Here is a 666-nt window from a genome sequence, read left to right as displayed (position 1 = left end):
GTTGAACGAAGCCGCTACGCGGCAGAGGCGCAAATCGTCTGTACTTTCCTGACCCCTTCTATTTCGGAAGGGCCTGTCAGGAGACGCGTCATGAACACCCACGACCACGCTCGTTTTCAAGTTCTGCATCAACGCTACCATAACGAACTCACCCTGCGGGGCAAAAGCGCCAAGACCATCGACCTCTACACCCGCTGCCTGCGACAGGTGAGCGACCATTTCGATACCTGTCCCGACCAGCTTAGCACCCAGCAGCTCCAGCAGTATTTCATTCACCTGGTCGAGCATCGCTCCTGGAGCCTGGTCAAAATTGCCCGCAATGCTATGCAGCGTTTCTATCAGTATGTCCTCGACAAACCCTGGGAGTATGTTCCCATCGTCAAGCCGCCCAAGGTTCAGACCCTGCAGGATGTACTCTCCCTGGATGAGATCGGGCGCCTGATCAGCCACACCCGCAAACTCAGCTACCAGGTCTACTTCCTCACCACCTACAGCCTGGGACTGCGGCTGAGCGAATCCCTGAGCCTGACCATCGCCGATGTCGACAGTCACCTGATGCGCGTCCACGTGCGCTGCGGCAAAGGCAAGAAGGATCGGTTCGTGCCTTTACCTCTGATGACGCTCAAGGCCTTGCGACGTTACTGGGCCACACATCGTCATCCGGAT

The 666-nt window shown here is 57.2% G+C and carries 1 protein-coding gene; it reads left to right on the top strand.

Going from position 1 to position 666, the window contains the following annotated elements; genetic code table 11:
• Window positions 1–90: 90 nt before the first annotated feature.
• Window positions 91–666: tyrosine-type recombinase/integrase (locus C7H09_RS20350; RefSeq protein ID WP_240616637.1), on the top strand; the 576-nt coding region annotated here is incomplete at its 3' end.

The organism is Marinobacter fuscus (genome assembly GCF_003007675.1).
GTDB classification, from domain to species: Bacteria; Pseudomonadota; Gammaproteobacteria; order Pseudomonadales; family Oleiphilaceae; genus Marinobacter; species Marinobacter fuscus.
This window is presented reverse-complemented; position numbering and strand designations above follow the sequence as displayed.